This window comes from Enterobacter sp. 342 (genome assembly GCF_036663495.1).
Lineage (GTDB): Bacteria > Pseudomonadota > Gammaproteobacteria > Enterobacterales > Enterobacteriaceae > Enterobacter.
The window spans coordinates 37,627-57,181 of sequence record NZ_JAWUEI010000012.1; the positions used below are offsets into that span (position 1 = coordinate 37,627).

The following is a 19,555-nucleotide window of genomic DNA, read 5'->3' on the forward strand; positions in this document are numbered from 1 at the left end:
CACAGTGGTGCAGGCTAATTTTTGGTCGCGCCGGGCGTCCATTTGAAACCCCAGCCATAGTGCTTATCCATCGACTCGCGGTCGGGGAAGAAACGGTCAAGGCGTTCAACCTGAATATTGCCATCGACATTTTTGAGCCTGGCGATGGCGGCGACATTATTACGCTGGTCGCTATCCGTGAGCATGGATGTAATCGGCTGCTGTTCGGGGACATAGAGGGTGACGGAGGCGTTTGTCCCTTGCCAGTTATCGGTGCCAGCGTAAATGAAGCTATAAATCAGCACCTCATCAATGTCCTGCCAGTGGCTGCCGTTGACGAAAAGCCATTCGCCATCCACGTCATTGCCTTCACGCAGATCTTCCTGCAGCAGCAGATACGGTGGCTGGTCATAGTTGCCGGGCAAATGACTCAGCGCCTCAGCGCCGCTGATTTCACCGTTTTTTAAGCGCACAAAGGCGGCAATATCGAGATCGACAGGCTCTTTGTGGTCCCCCTGCTTCCACTGCAGATTGATTTTTATCCGGCCAAAATCCTGACGTTTCTCAAGCTTCACGCTGGGATTGGTGTCAGTTAATTCGGTATGGGTTGGTGTAACAACGGGGAGCGTCACGGCCGGGCGATGTGTAAACCACCACCAGACACCGACGAGTAGGAGCAGCAGTAGCAATAATGCCAGCCAAGGAAGAAAACCGCGGCACCAGGGGATAACCACTACCGTATGGAGGGGCGCCGCTGTGCTGGCTGTGGCCCAATTGACCAACACCGGTTCGCCGCCGACGCTATAGCCGTCGAGGTGGTGTGATTGGGTGAGTAGCGTTTGCAACGCATGTGCTGACTTATCTTCGCCGCGCGCGGCCAGCTGGCTGATTAACCCCGCCAGAATGTCCTGATATTGCTGACGTTTATTCTCAACAGTCAGCCGTTCGGCGTCATTCAGTGCGGAAAAAGGTTTAGCCAGCCCCTGACGTGCTGTCCACCACTCCAGGCGTCCTTCGGCATTGCGACGCGCGGTGGCATACAGCAGCGCCAGTGAAGGGGGAAGATGACGATGTATGATACCGACCGTCTCTTCATAGGTTGTCAGCGTTGCTTCATGAATCGGCGCGGCAGTTGTTAATCGTTGCATAAGCAAATCATTATTGTTGTGGGTGATATGCATGAGATGTGTATCATTGCATCTCAGACAGCCGGAACGTTTTCTGCGCTTTTAGCGGAGCGTATTTGCTTCTTCGAGAACTTTTATTTTGTGCTTGGCTTCGGCGACCTTTTTCTCAATCGCTGAAATTTCGCTGGCGCTCGTTGCCGTTTGTGACTGGCGCTGCAGCTCCTGCAATTTGGCAATTTCCTGCTGGCGTTCGCGGCTTTGAATCTTGCTTGATTTCAGTTTTGCGAGAGTCTGCGACAGATCCGAACGCACGGCATTTAGCCTTGCTTGTTCATCTGCCAGCTTTTGATTTAAGGTCTGCTGTCTGTTTTGGGTATAATCCTGCTGTTGCCTGGCCGATTCATTTTGATATTGGCTCAGGCGAACCTGCTGTTCTTTTTGATCAACCTGCTGACGATAACCACCCGACGTGGCGCAGCTCAGTTTGGTAATAAAGCTTGGATCTTGTGCGTGTAAATCACAGTCCTGGGGAGACGTAGTACAACCCGTAAGGACAAGGGCGGCAAGAAGTGCGTATTTTCTCATCAAATAATCCATCATTAGCGTCGAATAACGCTGCTTTAAGCAGTCTTAAACCGGCCGATAATGCTATCGGCCGAAAGGGTTAACCAAGGGAGATCGCCTGGCGCTGTTCATACAGCTCGTTGGTTTCTTGTTCCAGAGCAGCAATCTTGCTATTGAGATTGGCATATTCTTTGTTCAAATTTGCCAGCTTGCTTTTCTCTGCACTTGTGGTGGTCGTTTGACCTTGTAAAGCGACCTTATAGGCAGATTCTTTATCCTTCATGCCTTTCATGGTCTCTTTCATCTTGCTGATGTTGGCATCAATTTGCGCCAGCTGGGTTTTCGCACCGGCTTTATCAAATCCAGCTTTATCTTTTTGGATGCTGATTTTGGTTAAGGTGGCCTGGTTTTCGCTAATAACTTGTTTCATCGCCAGCGTCGATTTTTCAACCGCTGCGGTATCTTTGCTGATGTCGTTATCCATTGCCTGCAGACGATCGGCGGTGGAGGCATAATCTTTTTTCAGTCTGTCAAGATAGTAGTTAGCGGTCATACCTGCAGCACAGCCAGCAGCGCCACCAATTGCAGCGCCGGCAAGCGCTTTCTTCGAGTCACCTGCTAGCGCCCCTACTAACGCGCCGAGAGCTGCGCCGGATACGGCGCCTACGCCACAACCTTGTGCACCAGAAGCGCTAAAAAACTGTGATTGTTCTGTGGTGGTAAGGCGAGGATCCGGCTTTGTCCCAGACAGGAGAGAGCTTCCGGTATTGGCACAGCCTCCAAGTAACAATGCTGCGGAAATCACGATGCATGTGGTAGTTCGGTTAAATGTATTCACAATCTTTTTCCTTAAAAAAATCAAACAACAATAAATAAGCGTTATGTTCTAAAAATTTAGTGGATTGGCTCCTGTATTTCCATACACTTTTTATCACTTAACCCATTACTGGTTCGCCGCCGCAGGTATTCCCGTGGTGAACGATATCCCAGCGCGCTGTGCGGGTGGTTTTCATTGTAATGCGTGAACGCTGCTGCAAGGTTTCGCAGGGCTGTTCTCACATCCGGTTTTGGCATGAACGCGCTATAGTCTTCTTTCATCGTTTTCACGAACCGCTCGGCCATGCCATTACTCTGCGGGCTGCTCACCGCTGTTGTGCAGGGCTCCAGATTCAGTTCTCTCGCGAACCTCCGCGTTTCATGCGCGGTATACGCTGAACCGTTATCCGTCAGCCACTGCACTGGTGTGGCTGGCAACCTGTCGCCGAAGCGCTTTTCCACCGACCTCAGCATCACATCCTGCACCGTCGAACTGTCGTAGCCTCCCGTGCTTGCTGCTCAGTCTATGGCCTCTCTGTCACAGCAGTCCAGCGAGAACGTTACCCGCAGTTTTTCGCCGTTATCGCAGCCGAACTCGAAGCCATCTGAACACCACCGCATATCGCTTTTTGCCACCGCGACTTTGCCCTTATGTTCACGCTTCGGTCGCTCTGGTTTGTCATGCAACAACAACAGGTTATGCTCGCTCATTACCCTGTAAAGCCGTTTGGCATTGACCGGGGGGAGTCCCTCTCTGCGGCGTTGCTTACGCAGGATACCCCACACACGACGATAGCCGTAACTGGGCATATCGCTGATGATGTCGAGAATATTCGACAGTATTTCAGCGTCTGCTTCGTCATTACGCCGGTTACAGCGTCTGTCCTGCCAGTCGACAGAACGGTTAATTCGCAGTGACAGCTGCGCACGCGACACACCCATGGTGCGGCTGACCAGGGCTATTCCCCGTCCTTTGGCAACAAGGGTGCGTGCGCTATCCATTTTCGCGACTGGCCGTACTCCACCGCTTCTTTGAGGATCTCAACTTCCATCGTCTTCTTGCCCAGCAGGCGCTGAAGTTCCCGAACCTGCTTCAGCGCATCTGTGAGTTCAGAGACAGGCACGACTTCTTCTCCGGCAGCCACAGCAGTAAGACTTCCCTCCTGATATTGCTTACGCCACAGGAACAGCTGACTGGCAGCAACGCCATGCTGACGGGCGACCAGCGACACGGTCATTCCGGGCTCAAAGCTCTGCTGAACAATGGCGATTTTTTCCTGAACGCTGCGCCGTCTGCGCTTCTCTGGACCTAGAACATCAATCATTCGTAAGCGTCAAGTCACTGCCGCCTGTGATTCCAGTCCCGGGATCGCTAGCTTAGAGCTCCGTCTAATTTAGAAGGAGTTCTGTTCATGGAAAATGCTGCCAACTGGCGAACTGAATCGCGTACCGTCTATTCCAGTGACTTCAAACTTCGGATGGTCGAACTGGCTTCACGACCAGATGCCAACGTCGCACAACTGGCGCGGGAACATGGCGTTGATAATAATCTCATTTTTAAGTGGCTACGCCTCTGGCAGAGAGAGGGGCGAATCTCTCGTCGAATGCCTGCAACTATCGTGGGGCCGGTGGTACCTCAATCTCTTCCGGCTTCTCCGACTCTGTTGTCCGTCGACGTTATCAACGACCCGTTGCCCGCCGCAGAGAATGACACTCTGTGTACGTTCTCCTCCGCTCACGCCAGCGCCACTTCCTGTCATGTTGAGTTCCGCCATGGGAAAATGACGCTGGAGAACCCGTCGTCAGAGTTGCTGGCTGTGCTGATCCGCGAATTGACCGGGAGGACACAATGATATCCCTCCCGTCAGGCACCCGCATCTGGCTGGTCGCCGGGGCCACGGATATGCGTAAATCCTTCAACGGGCTGGGCGAACAGATACACCACGTTCTGGATGAGGATCCCTTCTCCGGCCATCTGTTTATCTTCCGGGGACGCCGTGGCGATACCGTGAAAATACTTTGGGCTGATGCTGATGGTCTGTGCCTGTTTATCAAACGCCTGGAAGAGGGACAGTTCGTCTGGCCTGCTGTACGCGACGGCAAAATCGCGATCACCCGCTCACAACTTGCCATGCTCCTTGATAAGCTGGACTGGCGCCAGCCAAAAATATCCCGCCTTAACTCACTGACAATGTTGTAAAAAAATCATAACCGCATTATAAAAGCGGTTATGAATCACGACTATCTCGCCCGTATCGCTGCGCTGGAAGACACGCTTCGCCAGAAAGACAGTCAGCTCAGTCTCGTTGCAGAGACTGAGTCGTTCCTGCGTTCTGCACTGGCCCGCGCAGAAGAGAAAATAGAGAACGAAGAGCGCGAGATAGAGCATCTGCGGGCACAGATAGAAAAACTGCGTCGAATGTTGTTCGGTACCCGCTCCGAAAAACTTCGCCGACAGGTTGAAGAAGCCGAAGCCCTGCTGAAACAGCAGGAGCAGCAAAGCGATCGCTACAACGGACGGGAAGACGATCCGCAGGTACCTCGGCAGTTACGTCAGTCCCGCCATCGTCGCCCGTTACCGGCACACCTTCCCCGCGAGATACATCGGCTGGATCCTGCGGAAACCAGCTGTCCGGAATGCGGCAGCGGTATGGCGTACCTCAGCGAAGTCAGCGTGGAGCAGCTGGAACTGGTCTCCAGCGCCCTGAAAGTGATCCGCACGGTCAGGGTGAAAAAGGCCTGCACCCGATGTGACTGTATCGTTGAAGCTCCCGCGCCATCACGTCCCATCGATCGGGGTATCGCCGGGCCGGGTCTGCTGGCCCGCGTGTTAACGGCCAAATACTGCGAACACCTGCCGCTGTATCCCCAGTGCGAAATCTTTGCCCGTCAGGGCGTGGATCTGAGCCGGGCTCTGCTCTCCAACTGGGTGGATGCATGTTGCCGGTTAATGGCCCCGCTGGATGAGGCCCTTTACCACTACGTGATGGACTGCCACAAACTGCATACGGATGACACTCCGGTTCCGGTGCTTGCACCGGGCAGAAAGAAGACGAAAACCGGGCGTATCTGGACGTATGTCCGGGATGACCGGAATGCCGGTTCGTCAGATCCTCCGGCAGCGTGGTTCGCGTACTCACCGGACCGGCAGGGAAAACACCCGGAGCTGCACCTTCGCTCCTTCCGTGGCGTCCTGCAGGCAGATGCCTTCGCGGGGTATGACCGGCTGTTCAGTACATCGCGAGAAGGCGGCGTGCTGACAGAGGCGGCATGCTGGGCGCATGCCCGCCGAAAAATCCACGACGTGTACATCAGCAGCCAGAGCGCCACGGCGGAGGAAGCGCTGAAATGCATCGGCGAACTGTACGCCATCGAAGCGGAAATACGCGGCATGCCGGAGACAGAGCGTCTGGCGGCCAGACAGTCGCGGAGTGCGCCGCTGCTGGCGTCACTGCATGAGTGGATGGTGGAGAAAAGTGCGACACTGTCGAAAAAATCCCGGCTGGGAGAGGCGTTCACGTATGCCCTGAACCAGTGGGATGCCCTGTGTTACTACTGCCGTGACGGTCTGGCGGAACCCGACAATAACGCCGCGGAGCGGGCGCTTCGCGCAGTCTGCCTGGGAAAGAAAAACTACATCTTCTTCGGGAGCGATCATGGTGGCGAACGTGGTGCACTGCTGTACGGACTGATCGGAACGTGCCGTCTGAACGGTATCGATCCGGAAGCGTATCTGCGCCACATCCTGAGCGTTCTGCCTGAGTGGCCTTCCAACAGGGTTGGTGAACTTCTGCCGTGGAACGTGGCTATACCTGCCTGACCAGTGTCAATACGGCGTCCGGTTAACGCTTACGATACAGGAAAAGGTTAACCCTCCTATTTTTGTGAACGCACTCGTACTGTGAACGTATATTGAGCTGACCATAGTCATAGCATCTATCCTGCATGCCGATTACAATCATTACTTGATTTTTGCGAGCAGCATTCCGGATTTTTGATGACAAACACCATGATAAAAAATGACAAACGCTGGATTGGCGATCTGCTGGGCGGTTCGTTGATGGTCCGGGAGAGCCGAACCATTGCTGAACTGTTGCTTTCTGAACCAGATGAAACGACCTGGCAGCAGCAAATAATCAATGAAAACATTCTTCAGACGTCCTCTATCAGTACCGCAAATCGTTATGCCCGAACCTTAAGGCTGCGATTGATGACCCTGGATCGGGAGTGCTGGAAACTGATTGCTGATGGTAGTGAAAGCGAACGTCTACAAATGCTATTGGTTGCATTGATGGTCCAGTCTCCAATTGTTGCGGGGTTTGTTGCTGATGTCGTAAATCCGGCTCGTCAACAGTTTAAAGAAAAGCTTGGTATAAATTGCTGGAGGGAGTTTGTGGATGAGAATCTGCGATTGCACCCGGAGCTGGCGGCTTTCTCTGATTCATCTATCCAAAAGATGGGTAACAATCTGATTAAGGCACTGGCAGAAGCTGGTTACCTGGATAGCCCACGCCGCCGCAATTTACAAAACGTTTTCCTTCAACCAGATGTTGCAACGGCCTTGCATCGTTTAAACAAAGCCGAACTGCTCCCTATTCTGGAGGGTAACGTATGAATGACCCGATCCTTGAATATCGATTAAAACAGTTAGAAGAACGTATCGGCGACGACCGTTTTTTGAAAAACCAAGGTTCCGGCAATGAGATTGGATTCTGGATCTTTGATTATCCGGCAAAGCAAGAGCTTCAGGTCCGCGAATACCTGCACTTTTTATTCAAAAAACTGGATAAAAAGTACACCTATAAAACACTAAATATCTTCCAGATAATCATCGATATGCTGGAGGAACGTAAGCTCTTTGACCGTATCTGTCAGCGAGAGCCTGAGCTTGGCCTTGAAACACTGAAAAAGCATCTGGCAGCCCCACTGAGCCAGAAAAAAATCGCGGAATATATTGCGCGCACGGTCGATCTTCCGGCGCAGCAATTTGTCATTCTGACGGGCCTCGGTAACGCCTGGCCATTGGTTCGCGGTCATGAGCTTATGAGCGCACTTCAGGACGTGATGGGGTTTACACCACTGCTGATGTTCTATCCAGGCACCTACAGCGGATATGATCTTTCACCACTCGCTGGCATTAATTCCCGTAACTATTACCGCGCCTTCAGACTGGTACCTGAAACCGGACCTGCGGCGACTTTGACTCCTCGTTAAAAGACGACAGCAATGAATATTGAACAAATTTTTGAGAAACCGCTAAAACGTAATATTAACGGCGTGGTTAAAGCCGAGCAGACCGACGACGAAAGCGCCTGGATAGAACTGGATGAGTACGTCATTACTCGGGAGCTCGATGGTCACCTGCGTCAGTTCTTTGAAGTCTATGCCCCTGCTACTGGACCAGGCAGATTACAGCTTGCCGACAAAATGGGCGTCTGGGTTTCAGGCTTCTTTGGGTCCGGTAAATCACACTTCATTAAGATCCTTTCCTATCTGCTGGCGAACCGCGAAGTTAGCCACAATGGAGTCACGCGTAATGCGCTCTCCTTCTTTGAAGAGAAAATTGATGATGCACTGCTATTGGCCGATATTAGAAAATCGGTTCAGCATCCGACTGATGCCGTTCTATTCAATATTGACTCACGTGCGAATGTTGAAGATGGCGTGGATGCCATCCTCAAAGTCTTTCTGAAAGTTTTTAACGAACTGGCTGGTTATTGTGGGGACTTCCCGCATATTGCACACTTGGAACGTGAACTCGATAAGCGTGGACAGTTTGATACCTTTAAAGCCACCTTTGCGGATATCACTGGCTCTCGTTGGGAAGATGAACGTGATGTTTATCTGATGATAAACGATCAGATGGCTCAGGCGCTGAGTGTTGCTACAGGCCAGAGTGAAGAGTCTTCTCGCCAGTGGATCGAGCAACTTGATAAGAACTTCCCTCTGGATATCAAAAATTTCTGTACGTGGGTTAAAGAGTGGCTGGATAGTCAAGGCAACCGCAACATCCTGTTTATGGTCGATGAAGTTGGGCAGTTTATTGGCAAAGATGCCCAGATGATGCTGAAGCTGCAAACCATCACCGAAAACTTGGGCGTTATTTGCGGTGGACGCGCATGGGTGATTGTGACTTCCCAGGCCGACATTAATGCCGCCATTGGCGGTATGAGCAGTCGCGACGGTCAGGATTTCTCCAAGATTCAGGGACGTTTCTCAACGCGCTTACAACTCTCCAGCTCAAATACCTCAGAAGTTATCCAAAAACGTCTGCTGGTGAAAACAGAAGCGGCAATACCGGCGCTGGAAGCTGTCTGGCAGGAAAAAGGCGATATTCTGCGTAACCAGTTGGCGTTTGACACGACAACGACAGCTACGCTGCGTGCCTATACAAACAGCCGCGAGTTCGTGGATAACTATCCGTTTGTACCGTGGCATTACCAGATCCTGCAAAAGGTCTTTGAATCTATTCGTACCAAAGGGGCAGCTGGTAAGCAACTGGCAATGGGGGAGCGCTCTCTGCTGGATGCCTTCCAGTCGGCAGCAGTCCAGATTTCTGAAGATGGTCTGGATAGCTTGGTCCCCTTCTGGCGTTTCTATTCTGCGATTGAAAGCTTCCTGGAACCCGCCGTTAGCCGCACTATCATTCAGGCCTGTCAGTCTCCGTCGCTGACGGAATTTGACGGTAAACTTTTGAAGACGCTGTTCCTAATCCGCTACGTCGATGTGCTGAAAAGTACTCTCGACAATCTCGTCACGCTCTCTATCGAGCGTATTGATACTGACAAAGTGGAACTCCGTCGACAGATTGAAGCCAGTCTTAATCGTCTGCAGGCTGAGATGCTGATTTCGCGTATAGATGACAAATTCGTTTTCCTCACTAACGAAGAAAAAGAGATTGAAAACGAAATCCGCAATATTGACGTGGAATTCACTACTATCAATAAGCAGCTCTCAACCATCATTTTCGAAGAGATCCTAAAGAATAAAAGATATCGCTATCCGGCCAATAAGCAGGATTTTGATATCAGTCGCTTCTGTAACGGGCATCCGCTGGATGGCGCAAATCTTAACGATTTGGTGGTTAAAGTGCTCACGCCACTGGACTCGAACTACGAGAGCTACAAGGGGGCGCATTCCAACAGTCTGCTGATGACGGACAGTAAAGACTGCATCTTAATTTGCCTGCCTGACGAGGCTCGTACCTGGCAAGACCTGACCATGTACGCGCAGACCAAAGCCTTCCTTAGCAAGCAAAGTGGTCAACGCCCGGAACAGGCAACGCTGTTGGCAGAAAAAGGCCGTGAAAATGGCATGCGCGAAAAAACGCTGAAGGCGCAGATCGAAGGCTTGCTGGCTCAGGCTGATGTCTGGGCGCTGGGCGAACGGCTGGATAAGAAATCCTCTTCGCCGTTAGCTATCGTGGATGCAGCCTGCGGTTACGTTATCGAGAACAGTTTCTCTAAGCTAAAATTGCTGCGTCTTAGTACCGGAGACGTAAATCGTGAAACTCACGCGCTGTTGACAGTAGAAAATGATACCCAGCTCGACCTCGGTGATATGGAAGAATCCAACCCAGAGGCGATGCGTGAAGTGGACAACTGGATCAGTATGAGTATTGAGACTCATAAGCCAGTTTACCTGCGGGATATTCTTACCACTTTTGGCCGTCGCCCATTTGGCTGGCCGGAGGATGAGGTCAAATTGCTGGTGGCCCGTCTGGCACGCAGCGGTAAATACAGCTTCACTCTGCAAGGCAGTGAAATCGCACTGAAGCAGGCGTGGGATGCGTTTAATAATTCACGTCGTTACAGCGATTTGCGTCTGCATAAAGTTCGTCGCCATGACGAAGCGCAGTTGACTAAAGCTGCGCAGCTGATGGCTGAGATTGCCGGAGAACCGTTTAACGAGCGTGAAGAACAGCCTCTAGTCTCTCATATTCGCGAACTCTTTGGCCGCTGGAAGAGCGAACTGACCGTTTTTAAAACTCGTGCAGAGAATGGACAAAACCCTGGCCGTAAAGAGATAGAAGAAGGCCTGGTATTGCTGAACGGGATCCTCAACGAGAAAGAAGAATACGCGGTGATTGAAAAAATCACCGCAGCGGCTGACGATCTTAAAGATTTCTCGGAAGACTGGGACGATTTGGTCAGTTTCTACAAAAACCAGTACGCCACCTGGCAGCGCTTGAGTATGGCGTTGAATGGCAGTTTCAAAGCTAACCGTAACGCGCTAGATAAAGACGAAACGGCCCATAAGGCTTTGCAGGAGCTGGAAGGGATCTACAGTAAGGCACGACCTTACGGAGAGCTGCACCGGATTATCCCGCTGATTGAAACCGTTGAAACCATCAACCAGCGTCTGGTGGAAGAATACCGAAGCCATGCGCTGCTACAGATCGATGGTCATATCAATGAGCTGAAGCAAAGCATGCTGGAGATGCACGTCCCTGCTGACTTGCAGCACTCGCTTTTACACCCGATGCAGCAATCGCGTAAGAAAGTAGAGCAGAACGGTCTGATTCCGCAAATCATGGAAGAACAGGCTGAGGTTAGGGCGCTTCAATTTAAAGCGAACGAACGGCTGAACAGCTGGGTTGAGGAACAGCGTAAGAAAGTGCCTGACCCGAAAAAACCGCCTCAGCCAGGAATTATCGACCCCATCGATAAGCCTGAACCCAAACTGAAAAAGACCATCTACGTGAACACGCGTAAAACAATGGAACGAGCTGCGGGTGTGACAACGCTGGATAACGCCGAACAGGTCGACAAAGCGCTGGAACAGCTGCATAAAACGCTCATGGATGCCATTAACGCAGGCGAACGCGTACAGCTTCAGTAATATTCCCCATTTTCAGGGCAGGCGTTGTCTGCCCTTTTCAGGACTTCACATGAATACGTCAAATATCAAAAAATACGCCCCAGTGGCACGTAAACAGTTCCGCGATGCGGTCATGCAAAAACTGACCACGCTGGGTATTGAGGCCGATAAAAAAGGCAACCTGCAAATTGCGCAAGCAACCGATCTTGGCGACAGTGTGCGTTATGGTCAGTTCTCGCTGGATAAATCACTGGCGTCACGTCGTGAGCGTCTGGTCAAACGTGCAGAAAATCAGGGTTACGAAGTGCTGGTTGAGCATATCGCTTACACCTGGTTTAACCGCTTCTGCGCCATACGCTATATGGAGCTGCATGGCTATCTTGAGCACGGTTTCCGTATGCTGTCTCACCCGACGCTGGAAGGTGGTTTTGAGGTTCTGGATCATGTGCCGGAAGTGGCTGAAGCTCTGGATCTGGACAAAGCGCGCCTCGTGGAGATGAAGCTGGCTGGCGATCGTGATGAAGAGCTGTACCGTGAACTGTTGCTTGCACAATGCCATGCGCTGCACGGCGCGATGCCTTTCCTGTTCGAAGCAGTCAATGATGATATCGAACTGGTTCTGCCGGATAACCTGACTCGCACCGACTCCATTCTGCGCGGTCTGGTGGACACCATTCCTGAAGAAGACTGGGAACAGGTCGAAGTGATCGGCTGGCTGTATCAGTTCTATATTTCCGAGAAAAAAGATGCCGTGATCGGCAAGGTGGTGAAGAGCGAAGATATTCCTGCTGCTACCCAGCTGTTTACTCCGAACTGGATTGTGCAATATCTGGTGCAAAACTCGGTGGGTCGCCAGTGGCTGCAAACCTATCCGGACTCCAGCCTGAAAGGCAAAATGCCGTACTACATTGAGCCAGCGGAGCAAACGCCAGAGGTGCAGGCGCAGCTGGCAGCTATCACCCCATCGAGTATTGAACCGGAACGTATTAAAGTGCTGGACCCGGCCTGTGGCTCCGGGCATATCCTGACCGAAGCTTATAAAGTGCTGAAGGCGATTTACGAAGAGCGCGGTTACCGTACCCGTGACATTCCGCAACTGATTCTGGAAAACAATATTTTCGGCCTAGATATTGATGACCGTGCGGCGCAGCTTTCCGGTTTTGCGATGCTGATGCTTGCCCGTCAGGACGATCGTCGTATTCTGGGCCGTGGCGTTCGCCTGAATATCGTTTCGCTGCAGGAAAGTAAACTGGATATCGCTGAACTGTGGACCAAGCTGAACTTTCACCAGCAAGTGCAGCGCGGCAGCATGGGAGATATGTTTGCAGAAGGGGCGGCACTGACCAATATTGACAGCGCTGAATATAAGCTGCTGATACGTACGCTGGCGCTTTTCACCAGCGCAAAAACGTTGGGATCGCTGATTCAGGTTCCACATGAAGATGAAGCGGCGCTGAAAGCGTTTCTGGATGGATTGTATCGTCTGGCTATTGAGGGCGACATTCAGCAGAAGGAAGCAGCGGCGGAGCTGATCCCGTATATACAGCAGGCGTGGATCCTGGCGCAGCGCTATGATGCGGTGGTAGCGAACCCGCCGTATATGGGGGGGAAAGGGATGAATGGTGAGCTGAAGAAATTTGCTAAAAATCAATTTCCTGACAGTAAGTCTGATTTATTTGCGATGTTTATGCAGCATGCATTTTATTTGCTCAAAGAGAACGGCTTTAATGCGCAAGTAAATATGCAGTCGTGGATGTTCCTGTCGAGCTATGAAGCGCTTCGCGGTTGGCTGCTGGATAATAAAACTTTTATCACTATGGCACATTTGGGGGCGCGGGCGTTTGGACAGATTTCAGGCGAAGTCGTTCAAACAACGGCATGGGTGATAAGTAATAACTCTTCTGAAAGATATCAGCCGGTATTTTTTCGATTAACAGACGGTATCGAAGAACATAAAAAAAATGCCTTGCTTGAGCGAAAAAATAGTTTTAATAATATTATTCAATATGATTTTAAAAAAATACCGGGTGCACCAGTTGCTTATTGGGTTGATGAAAGCATAATAAATACCTTTTTGTCTTTTCAACCAATTGAAAATAATTGGTTGTTTAGGCAAGGCATGGCAACCTCAGATAATGAACGTTTTTTGAGGTACTGGTTTGAGGTTGATTTAAATAAGATTGATAGGCTTTGCCAGAATCCTGATGATTTAAAAAAATCAGCAGGTAAATGGTTCCCGTATAACAAGGGAGGCTCCTATAAAAAATGGTTCGGTAATAATGAATTAGTTGTGAATTGGTATGAAAATGGCAAAGAAATGAAGGCGTTTACCTCTACTTTGACTCAAGGGATGAATGTTCGACTCAAAAGTCGAGAGTACTATTGCTTGCCAAATATAACATATTCTGCATTATCCAGCGGCGACTTCGGTTGCAGGGTAAGCCCATCGGGTTTTCTATTCGATACGAAAGGTAGCTGTTTATTTGGCCCTGATGTTAGCATTTACTCAACTGCGGCGTTGTTAAATTCAAAAATTGCTAAATTATTTTTTGATGTTTTGTGTCCGACACTAGATTTTAATATGGTTGGCGTAAAGAAAATCCCATATAAGGATGTTACAAGTGTCGATAGTTTAGCCAAGGAAGCTTATGATATTTCAGTGCTTGACTGGAATATGTATGAGTTAGCACCTGATTTTAGTACTGACAAATTGGTTTTCAGAAAAAGCAATGAAATTAAAGAAAGCTATGAAATGTTCATCACCTTCTCTCAAAAAATATATAATAAACTTTACCGTATTGAAACGCAAATTAATGATGTAATTGCTAAGGCATATGATTTAAAATTTGCTAATGTATCATTAAAGCCGGAAGAAATTACATTGCTATCAAATCCAGCATATCGCTATATTAATAATGAGGATATAAAATCACGAGAGTGTTGTGATATTATCAGTGATGTTATTTCATATGCTATTGGCTGCCAGATGGGCCGCTACTCCCTTGATCGTGAAGGCCTAGTCTACGCCCACGAAAGTAACAAAGGTTTTGCTGAATTAGTCGCCGAAGGTGCCTACAAAACCTTCCCTGCCGACCAAGATGGCATTCTGCCGCTGATGGATTCCAACTGGTTCGACGACGACGTTACTGCCCGCGTGAAAGAGTTTGTCCGCACCGTCTGGGGGGAAGAACACCAGCAGGAAAACCTCGATTTCATAGCCGAAAGTCTCTGTTTGTACGCAATCAAGCCGAAAAAAGGCGAATCTTCGTTGGATACTATTCGCCGCTATCTTTCCACTCAGTTCTGGAAAGATCATATGAAGATGTACAAAAAACGCCCGATTTACTGGCTGTTCAGCTCCGGTAAAGAGAAAGCGTTTGAGTGCCTGGTGTATCTGCACCGTTATAATGAAGGCACATTGTCGCGTATGCGTACCGAATACGTAGTTCCGCTGCTGGCGCGCTACCAGGGCAATATCGACCTGGTAAACGATCAGCTTAAGAGTGCTGAATCGGGAGCTGCCACCACGCGCCTGAAAAAAGAGCTGGATGGGTTGACCAAAAAATTCAACGAGCTACGCAATTTTGACGATCGCTTGCGTCACTATGCTGATATGCGTATCACTATTGATCTCGATGACGGCGTTAAGGTTAACTACGGCAAATTTGGCGATCTGCTGGCGGATGTGAAGGCCATTACCGGTAGCGCACCTGAGGAGATTTGATGAAAATAGCGGCGATTTATACGCAGAGTGTTGGCCCATTGGGCGATGCGGAAATTAGCTTCAAAAACGACTGGACGGGAGAGGTGGAGGATAATGTCCTGCTCACCGGCCCGAACGGATGCGGTAAATCGACGCTGCTTCGTGGCGCAGCTATGTTGTGGGATGCATTAGGGTATTGGCTTGATCATAAAAAGCCAATGCCTGCGAGCCATTCGGCAAGAAAGTGGTTAGAGCGCTGGGGCACTTTTGCCGTGGTTTTCTCCGATCTCAAATGTTCTAACCAGTCCCCTATTCGTGTTGGTTTATTCTTCGGAAATGAGGACGCTGTTGATCAACTCATCACTAAACAACCGTCTAACACAATCTGGATTGGGGAAGTTAGTGGGGGGAAAAAGAAAGCCAGCCTGATGACTCAAAATGGCTTTGTCACAGATTACGTGCTTGATGAGTGGTTACAGACACTTTCAATTACTCGTGCACAAGTTGTACTTGGAAGGCTCAATTCAGGTATGACTCTGACCGTTCCAAATATCATCTATCTGGATGCAGAAGAACGCCGCTGGATTACTCCAAAGAACAATCTTTCTTCATTAGCGCCTGATGACCTAAGTAAAAATTGGTTAGCTACTTACTCTCCATCCACTGACTGGAAAGATCAGCTGGAAGCCTCGCTGTTCAACATGAAAGCGACGCTCCCTGAGCTGTATCCAGAGATGATGAAAACGCTGAATCAGTTCTTCTCAGGGAAAGTCATTGAAGAAGAGATACTGCCGGGACAGCGTCAGCAGGTCAAACTTGCTAACGGCGATACTCATACGCTGGATGAACTGAGTTCTGGTGAGCATCAGGTCTTGATCATGCTCTTTATGGTTCAACGTTGGCTTCAGCCGGGTGGCGTCGTATTAATCGACGAACCGGATCTGCACCTTCACCCTTCTCTGGTTTCGCCTCTGCTTGCGACACTGGAAAACATTATCCAGAAAAAGCATGGTCAGCTTATTTTAACTTCCCATGCTACTGACGTCTGGCTGCGCTACGAAAGTTTAGGACTCCGCTATCCTCTTTCGGTTGAAAAAGGTGATGAGCAATGAAGGAGTTTGAGTGGCATATCAAGACCATCCTTGAGACAAAAATCACCGAAGGTAAAAGAGCGTTAGTCGTTGAGGGAAAAACGGACGAACTCGTTTTTACTCAGCTCCTAAAAAAAGTTGATCCCCAATGGGAAACGAGATGGGTTCTTGCCGAAGTTGGTGGGAAACGCAATGTGGTAGAAATTCTTGCAGCGCAGCCGACATGGCTGGGCGTTGTTGATAGAGATGAGTGGGATAATGCTCAAATTAGCCAGAGGCAACAGCAACTTCGTAACCTGCTAGTTTTGCCCAGATTTTGCATTGAAAACTATCTTGTTGTCCCGAGTGAGCTTTTGTCCGGACTGCCAGCAATGCGAAGAGCAAATCTTCCACCAGAAAGGGAAGTCGCTGTACAGTCGATTACAGCCTTAATCACCGAAAATCTGGATAGCTGGATTCAGTTTGGAGCAGCATGGTCTATTATCAACCCGCTTTGGGATGAACTGCGATCACTCGGGTTTAACCGAGACCTTCTTGATCCTCAGCAGGTGATTACTGAGCAGGGTTTTCTGACTCATTGCCAGCGTTGGTATGAACATCTGGAGCCTGGGCTGTTGCTGCAAAGATATCAGAACAAGCTGTCCGAAATTCGCCAGTTACCTGTTGATGAACAGTTGCGCACCATTGTTCACGGCAAAAAATTTTATAAAGCCGTTGTGACCCCCGCTTTCATGCGATTACTTACTATGCCGAAAGCGATTTCAGTTGATGTATGGTTCAGAGAAATGCCGGTGCCTGCTGACCTTGACTTTATTTGGCATGAAATGAATTTGCCTGTAGAAGAAAATTAATTATGCAATTTAAAGAACTGGAATCCGGACTTCGTCAGAAGTTTACCGACAACCGCATCGTCTTCTGGCATGACCCAGAACAACGTTTCACTGATTCGCTCAATGAACTGGATCTCGACAACGTTGTGCTGCTGGAAATGCGCGGCGTTTCTGTGCTCGCAACAAAAAAACGACTCGAAATCGACGAGCCTGAGCAGAAATTTTTACTCTATTTCACCAGTGAGGTTCCCGCTCGCGAACAGGACTGGTTGCTGGATATTCGCCTCTATAGCACCGAATTCCACGCTGATTATGCGGCGATAACTCTGAATTCGCTGGGTATTCCGCAGCTGGGGTTACGCGAACATATTCAGCTGCGCAAAGCCTTCTTTACCGTCAAACGCACTCAGATTCTAAAAGGGTGGGTCACTGAACGGGAAACAGAAAGCTCTCTCGATAAGAAAATGCTAGCGGTGGTGGTTGGGGCCAGTACATTTGAAACCAAAGAGATTCTGTTTGCTTTGGTTCAGCAGTTTGTCGCGGCACGGCAGCAGGATGATAGTGCGCTGGAGAACACCTTCGCTGTACTGAAGAAACTTGGCCTGGATGAGGTGCTCTGGGAAATTCTTCGCCTTGAGCTAGGGTACCAGTTTGAAACTCCGTCACTGGAAAACCTGCTGCTGAAACTGTTCTGTACCGATCTCTGGGCGCAGGGTGATGAAGCGCATCGTGACTGGTTAAGTAAAAATGTACTGGCTACCGCTGCTGGCCGAGCATCTTCTCTGGCCTTTATGGGAGCGTGGCGTAACGATCGTCGCTATAAAGCAGAATACGATTATTGTGCAAAGGATTTGCAGCAGACACTGCTGCCAAAAGAGCACTACAACTACAGCTCACCGTACGCCCTGGCAAAATGTGAAACCTTCGAGGCCATTGAACAACTTATTATCCGTGGTCTGGTGACACAGTTGCAGGAAGAGAGCACTACTCTGGACAGAGATTCGTTTAAAGCGCTGGTTTCAGAGCGCAGTGCGAAATACTGGAGCCAAACCCGCCCAGAGTATCTTTCTATCTGGAATGCTATTCGTCAGGCGGAACGCTTGCTGAATTTGCGTAACCGCTACACTGACGGGTTTAATTTCCCCGATACAGGCGCGTTCTGGAAGGCCTACTGCGACGAAATTTATCGCTTCGATCAGACCTATCGTTTGTTTAATGAATATGCCGCACCGGTGCACAGCAAAGGGGCTATGATCCTGCATGAACTGGATAAATTCATTGAAGAGTTGTACAGCAACTGGTATCTGGCTGAGCTGAGTCGCGGCTGGAACAAACTGCTGGAAGCGGAAAACCGTATGCAGGCATGGCAATTTACTGGCATACCACTGCAGCGCAATTTCTATAAGGAGAATGTTAAACGTCAGTTTGACACCTCTCAGGTGAAACGCGTTTTTGTCGTGATCTCGGATGCACTGCGCTACGAAGTGGCGGAAGAGCTGGGCAGGCATATCAACCATGAGAAGCACTTCAGCGCAGAGCTGCGCTCCCAGACTGGAGTGCTCCCAAGCTATACCCAACTGGGTATGGCCGCGCTGTTACCCCATGAGTCGTTGAGCTATCTTCCTGATAATTCTGGCGTAGTCTACGCCGATGGGATGTCCACTTACGGATTTGATAAACGCGCCGCTATCCTGAAGAAAGTGAATGGGGTAGCGCTGAAAGCAAAGGACTTGCAGAACGCCAATAACCAGGAAGTGAACGAGCAAATCCGCAACGCTTCCGTGGTTTATATCTGGCACGACACTATCGATGCCATGGGTGATAAGGCGGCAACCGAAGATAAAACGTTTGAGGCCTGCCGAAGTGCAATCACTGAGCTAAAAGATCTGGTTTCACGCCTGCGTAGCCGATTTAATGCCAGCCGAATTTTTGTTACCTCCGATCATGGTTTCTTGTTCCAACAACAAGCGCTGGTGGAGCAGGATAAAACGAAACTGGAAAGTAAAGCCAAAGACACTATTGAAGCGAATAAGCGCTTTATTGTGGGTCATCAGCTGCCTGAAAGTGAATTTTGCTGGCACGGTAAACTGGCAGATACTGCTGGCTCAAGCGATGAGAGTGAATTCCTGTTACCCAAAGGGATACAGCGTTTCCACTTCGTAGGGGGGGCTCGTTTCGTTCATGGCGGAGCCATGCTGCAGGAGGTGTGTGTTCCTGTGTTGAAGATTCGCTCGCTTGAAAAGAAAGCGGCTGAGAAGCAACTCCAGCGACAGCCCGTGTCCGTTGTTGCGCGGGATCAGGTGATCAAGCTGGTTAACAGCATTGATAAAGTCGGTTTTATTCAGACTTCGGCAGTGAATGAGCTAAATGAGCCGCGCACGCTGAATATCTTTATCGTAGATGAAAACAACCAGGTTGTCTCCGGCACGGAAACGGTTTGCTTTGACAGTGATAGTGACGATATGGGTAAACGCACCCGCGATGTAACCATGAAACTCATGGGGACGGCATTCAACCGTAAAAACAAATATGTTCTGATCCTGGAGAATGCGGACAGCGCAACAGAGTATGGTCGCTACCCGATAACGATCGACCTGGCATTCCAGGATGACTTCTTCTAAGTGA

The 19,555-nt window shown here is 49.8% G+C and carries 13 protein-coding genes and 1 pseudogene; 10 read left to right on the forward strand and 4 right to left on the reverse strand.

All coding sequences use genetic code 11. The annotated features are described in order from the left end of the window. Positions 1-14: 14 nt before the first annotated feature. From V6E55_RS11920 to V6E55_RS11935, 4 genes and pseudogenes are all read right to left on the reverse strand, one after another. Positions 15-1,127, reverse strand: coding sequence for a tellurite resistance domain protein (locus V6E55_RS11920; protein ID WP_072096726.1), 1,113 nt, complete (start codon positions 1,125-1,127; stop codon positions 15-17). 81 nt (positions 1,128-1,208) lie between these two features. Then, the gene (locus tag V6E55_RS11925) at positions 1,209-1,691 is read right to left on the reverse strand and encodes a hypothetical protein (protein ID WP_023288353.1); all 483 of its coding nucleotides are present in this window, start codon (positions 1,689-1,691) and stop codon (positions 1,209-1,211) included. Between the two features lie 79 nt (positions 1,692-1,770). Continuing rightward, entirely contained in the window at positions 1,771-2,508 is a 738-nt protein-coding gene (locus tag V6E55_RS11930; RefSeq protein ID WP_032747578.1) for a glycine zipper domain-containing protein, read from the reverse strand. A gap of 56 nt (positions 2,509-2,564) precedes the next feature. Then, positions 2,565-3,811, reverse strand: a pseudogene (locus tag V6E55_RS11935) (IS3 family transposase). A gap of 87 nt (positions 3,812-3,898) precedes the next feature. Between V6E55_RS11935 and V6E55_RS11940 the strand changes: the two are divergent. The 10 genes from V6E55_RS11940 (at position 3,899) to pglZ (ending at position 19,551) form a co-directional block, all read left to right on the forward strand. Next, on the forward strand, positions 3,899-4,339 hold the full coding sequence (locus V6E55_RS11940) for a transposase (RefSeq protein WP_264975988.1): 441 nt from the start codon (positions 3,899-3,901) through the stop codon (positions 4,337-4,339). After that, positions 4,336-4,686 carry an IS66 family insertion sequence element accessory protein TnpB gene (tnpB, locus tag V6E55_RS11945; protein ID WP_004189161.1) on the forward strand — a complete coding sequence of 117 codons (351 nt, stop codon included), beginning with the start codon at positions 4,336-4,338 and terminating at the stop codon, positions 4,684-4,686. The genes V6E55_RS11940 and tnpB overlap by 4 nt, the downstream gene beginning before the upstream one ends. Positions 4,687-4,716: 30 nt before the next feature. Next, positions 4,717-6,306 carry an IS66 family transposase gene (tnpC, locus tag V6E55_RS11950; protein WP_264975989.1) on the forward strand — a complete coding sequence of 530 codons (1,590 nt, stop codon included), beginning with the start codon at positions 4,717-4,719 and terminating at the stop codon, positions 6,304-6,306. 177 nt (positions 6,307-6,483) lie between these two features. After that, complete coding sequence (locus tag V6E55_RS11955) at positions 6,484-7,101, forward strand: DUF1819 family protein (RefSeq protein ID WP_264975990.1); 618 nt, start codon at positions 6,484-6,486, stop codon at positions 7,099-7,101. Then, positions 7,098-7,700, forward strand: a complete 603-nt coding sequence (locus V6E55_RS11960) for a DUF1788 domain-containing protein (RefSeq protein ID WP_103199125.1) — start codon at positions 7,098-7,100, stop codon at positions 7,698-7,700. The genes V6E55_RS11955 and V6E55_RS11960 overlap by 4 nt, the downstream gene beginning before the upstream one ends. Before the next feature lie 12 nt (positions 7,701-7,712). Continuing rightward, positions 7,713-11,327 carry a BREX system P-loop protein BrxC gene (gene brxC, locus V6E55_RS11965; protein ID WP_316942894.1) on the forward strand — a complete coding sequence of 1,205 codons (3,615 nt, stop codon included), beginning with the start codon at positions 7,713-7,715 and terminating at the stop codon, positions 11,325-11,327. Positions 11,328-11,376: 49 nt separating this feature from the next. Beyond that, a complete protein-coding gene (gene pglX / locus V6E55_RS11970) occupies positions 11,377-15,030 on the forward strand; it encodes a BREX-1 system adenine-specific DNA-methyltransferase PglX (RefSeq protein WP_316942895.1) in 3,654 nt (1,217 codons plus the stop codon). Continuing rightward, entirely contained in the window at positions 15,030-16,121 is a 1,092-nt protein-coding gene (locus V6E55_RS11975; protein ID WP_316942896.1) for an ATP-binding protein, read from the forward strand. Before pglX ends, V6E55_RS11975 begins: the two co-directional genes overlap by 1 nt. Then, positions 16,118-16,951 carry a hypothetical protein gene (locus tag V6E55_RS11980; protein WP_316942897.1) on the forward strand — a complete coding sequence of 278 codons (834 nt, stop codon included), beginning with the start codon at positions 16,118-16,120 and terminating at the stop codon, positions 16,949-16,951. Before V6E55_RS11975 ends, V6E55_RS11980 begins: the two co-directional genes overlap by 4 nt. 2 nt (positions 16,952-16,953) lie before the next feature. Next, entirely contained in the window at positions 16,954-19,551 is a 2,598-nt protein-coding gene (gene pglZ, locus V6E55_RS11985; protein WP_264975995.1) for a BREX-1 system phosphatase PglZ type A, read from the forward strand. The last annotated feature ends 4 nt before the right edge of the window (positions 19,552-19,555 follow it).